The sequence below is a fragment of the Fulvivirga imtechensis AK7 genome, from assembly GCF_000331535.1.
Lineage (GTDB): Bacteria > Bacteroidota > Bacteroidia > Cytophagales > Cyclobacteriaceae > Fulvivirga > Fulvivirga imtechensis.
In genome coordinates, this window is the sequence record NZ_AMZN01000148.1 from 1 (window position 1) to 3,426 (window position 3,426).

The 3,426-nt window shown below is 39.2% G+C and carries 5 protein-coding genes and 1 pseudogene; all 6 read left to right on the top strand.

All coding sequences use genetic code 11. The annotated features are described in order from the left end of the window. Positions 1 to 699 (top strand): hypothetical protein (locus tag C900_RS27025; RefSeq protein ID WP_040497664.1); only part of this gene is annotated, 699 nt, incomplete at its 5' end. Then, on the top strand, positions 696 to 1,274 hold the full coding sequence (locus tag C900_RS27030; RefSeq protein WP_009583681.1) for a hypothetical protein: 579 nt from the start codon (positions 696 to 698) through the stop codon (positions 1,272 to 1,274). The genes C900_RS27025 and C900_RS27030, both read left to right, overlap by 4 nt. 57 nt (positions 1,275 to 1,331) lie before the next feature. Further along, positions 1,332 to 2,330, top strand: a complete 999-nt coding sequence (locus C900_RS27035) for a hypothetical protein (protein ID WP_009583682.1) — start codon at positions 1,332 to 1,334, stop codon at positions 2,328 to 2,330. Beyond that, a complete protein-coding gene (locus tag C900_RS27040; protein ID WP_009583683.1) occupies positions 2,330 to 2,683 on the top strand; it encodes a hypothetical protein in 354 nt (117 codons plus the stop codon). The genes C900_RS27035 and C900_RS27040 overlap by 1 nt, the downstream gene beginning before the upstream one ends. A gap of 31 nt (positions 2,684 to 2,714) precedes the next feature. Beyond that, positions 2,715 to 3,092, top strand: a complete 378-nt coding sequence (locus tag C900_RS27045; protein ID WP_009583684.1) for a hypothetical protein — start codon at positions 2,715 to 2,717, stop codon at positions 3,090 to 3,092. Positions 3,093 to 3,145: 53 nt separating this feature from the next. Further along, positions 3,146 to 3,426: pseudogene (locus C900_RS30760) on the top strand (hypothetical protein); the annotation flags it as partial.

Sequence of the window (3,426 nt, forward strand, 5' to 3'; positions counted from 1 at the left end):
CGGGATTACTTCCTGATGGGCGGAAGTGACTTCACAAATAAATACGGTACACATCAGTCTCAAACAGATTTTGTAAACGGGGAGCTGTATGTGGTTGAAACTACTACCCGTTGGCGGGAGTATGGCGGTGTAGCAGACGAAACATCTTACAGCTATGAAACTACTTTTACGAAGGCTAGAGGCATGGATGGAGATTGCCCTAAATGTGGATTATTTGAAAGGCTGTGGAATGAGTTTATGTCTGGTACTGGTTTAAAGGAAAACAGGGAGGAAAATGCATATGGTAGGTTTTTAAATAATCTAGCTTCCCTACCTAGTAGCAATGTTGTGATTATTGGGCCCGGGGGACAGGCAACAATAGAGGATTTTGCAAGCGGGAAGTGGAAAAATGGTCGCACAGGCACACTGGATTTAAGTAATCCAAACAATCTTCTAACTGTTCTTTCATTTTTAACTAATACTAATGAATATGATTCTTTTCAAGGTGCAGTGCAAGTTCATAAAGAAAATCCTATAAACCGGAATAATGAATTTGGGTATAGCGTGTTTATGTGGTCAGAAAGCAAACAACTTTATTATAATCGAAGAAATGGGAGAAATGATCCCTTGTATTACTTCGATATTTACCAGAGGAATGGTAGTTATGTAATTCATGCAATTCCTCCTAATCAACTAAAAAACTATAAAAGACTGAAATGAGAAGACTAAAGTATATTGTTATCCTTGTTGCTATGCTCTACGGATGTGGAGATGGTGGAAAAATGAATAGGGAAAAAATGTTAGAGGCCTATGATAAAGCCGACAAAGATACTGTACTTATAGATGAACATGGAAATGAAATAAGGGTGATTAAAGACTCAACAGTGGATATTTTAGATGTATTAATTCCAAAGCGAAACCCGACCAGATTGGTTAATGAAAGTTTAAATGGAAAAGTTATATATAACCTGGATTCAATAGGAAGTAAGGTTTCGATTGTCAATATGGACTACAGCAATGAATATTTTATTATTACAATAAACAATGACACTATTAGGGAAGGAGAGTTTTTCATTGCTGATATTGCTGGAGGTGTTGATGAAATTGATGTTCAAATCAATGGAGAGAAGGAGCAGCTAAAATTAAGTGATCTACCGTATGGATATAAGATTAAAGCAGATGAACTAGGGGTTCAAGAATTTTCAGGAGTAGTAACTACTCCTGAAAAAAAATATCCATTTGAATATAAATATGTAGTTGTAGCAGCAGATAGTTTGGATCGGATTCAAGAATAATTTTTTACACTCTTTTATGAGCTTCCATTACGCCACTATGACCCCGCTACGGGAAGAATGACAGGGGTTGACCCTTATGCCAGTAGTTATCTGGATGAAAGCCCATACAGCTATGCCGGGGCTAATCCGATCTATTACTCCGATCCTAGTGGTGGGTCTTATGCAGATCTGAGTAGAGATGATGAGTTTGTAAATGGTGGGTATAATGTCTTTAATAGTGGTGGTGGATCGAGAAGTGGTCTTCAGTGGGCTAATCAATATCGTAGTGTTGCAATGAATGCCATGCTGATGAGCACTAGTGCTTTCCAAAATTACTACGGTATAAACCAGATGACAGGTCAGCAAAAAGCAGAATTCGGTCGTAATTATCTTGCTTCAAATCCGACTGCGGAAGAAAGAAAGACAATAGGTAACTTCTTAGGTGGTGAGTTGGCTTCGGATGGTACATTCTACCAAACAGTAAGTACCGCCTTATATGGTTCAGACGGAACTATGCTCGGGGCAGGTTATGTGATTCCTCAGAAGATAAATTTAAATGCGCCTGCTTTTCATAGTTCGTCTAATTCTGGTTGGTGGGGCCTTATGACAGATTTTGCACAAGGATTATGGAATAGCCCATTTGCAAGATATCATGTACCAGATTTCCCTTCCTTAGGAGTAGGGTTTTCGGGTATTGCAGGCTTTGGAGGTGGAACAAGCTTCGAATTAAAATGGGTTGCCCGGGGACCAGATGCATCATTTGTTCCTGCAGTAACTGTCACACAAGCTGTTGGAGCAGGATATGATGTTTCTGCAGGAGTACAGATTGGAGGTGCTAATTATCTCGGCGATGTTCAAGACCTTAATTATGAAATGCTCCAAACTCTTTTCAATGCGGGAGATGCAACTTATTTCGGTTCGGCTGGACTTGGACCAGTTTCCTTAACAGGCACTTATACACCAACTCCGACAGGATATGGAATATTGGGTTTCAGTGGCCAGTTTGGTCCCTCATTGGGCAAAGGAGCAGGAGGCGTAATGAACACTAAGTTCCTGTATAACCCTTGGAAGAATTAATGAGACATAAAATAATTATCATTGGAATAGTAGTATCTGTTTTGCTTTTACTCATCTATCTTCAACTGGAGAGGCTTGAGAGAGCAGAGAGTCAATATGAGAAGTTCAATCAGGCAAGTCTTGAAGGAAGAATTTCGTTTTTGGAGGCAAGTGTAGGATTGGTTTATATAAAGATTGAAGAGGATAGCGAAAAATACGCCTTTATGCCACTAGAGATTGCCCCTAATCAGTTGGGATTTTATAGCATAGCTGATCTGGGAGATTCTATTGTAAAGAGACCTTATTCAGACACATTGAAGCTTATTAAAAATGATAAATCATACTATTATACGTTTAAAGATCTTGGTAATTAGCTGTCTAGCTTTAATTTTATTTTATGGTTGTGTGAGTAACGATAAAAGAGAGAAAGCCAAAATAAAGACAGATAAATTATTAGATAAAATAGCAGAAGGAACAGCGTCTTCAGAATTTAAAAGGGAATATTTTCCAAAAGATCAGACGATTCGTATTTTATCTGATCTAAAAGAGAAATGTATCTTTTCTGATAGAAAAGGTGCGTTTGTCAACGACTTTTATAAAAGTAATATTGGAGGACCGGATCAATTATTCCTTCTCTATGAATTCTATTTAAAGTGTGATAGTGTACGGCTGACATTTGGGTACAACTTAGGTGATGAAGTAGAGTTGTTTAAACTGGGAATTCAGCCTATTGAAGAAAATAATTCTATGATCACAAATCAGGAAAACAGGTTGAAATACTAGGGATCAGGGATTACGAGCTTCCATTACGCCACTATGACCCCGCTACGGGAAGAATGACAGGGGTTGACCCTTATGCCAGTAGTTATCTGGATGAAAGCCCATACAGCTATGCCGGGGCTAATCCTATTTACTATTCAGATCCGAGTGGTGGATCCTATGCAGACCTGAGCAGGGATGATGTGTTTGTCAATGGTGGGTATCAGGTGTTTAATGGAGGTGGTGGATATATTCCGAGCAGGGCTTTTGGTTGGGCTAACGACTTGTGGAGCGGTACGGCCCATGAGTCTACCCGGGATTACTTCCTGATGGGCGGAAGTGACTTCACAAATAAATA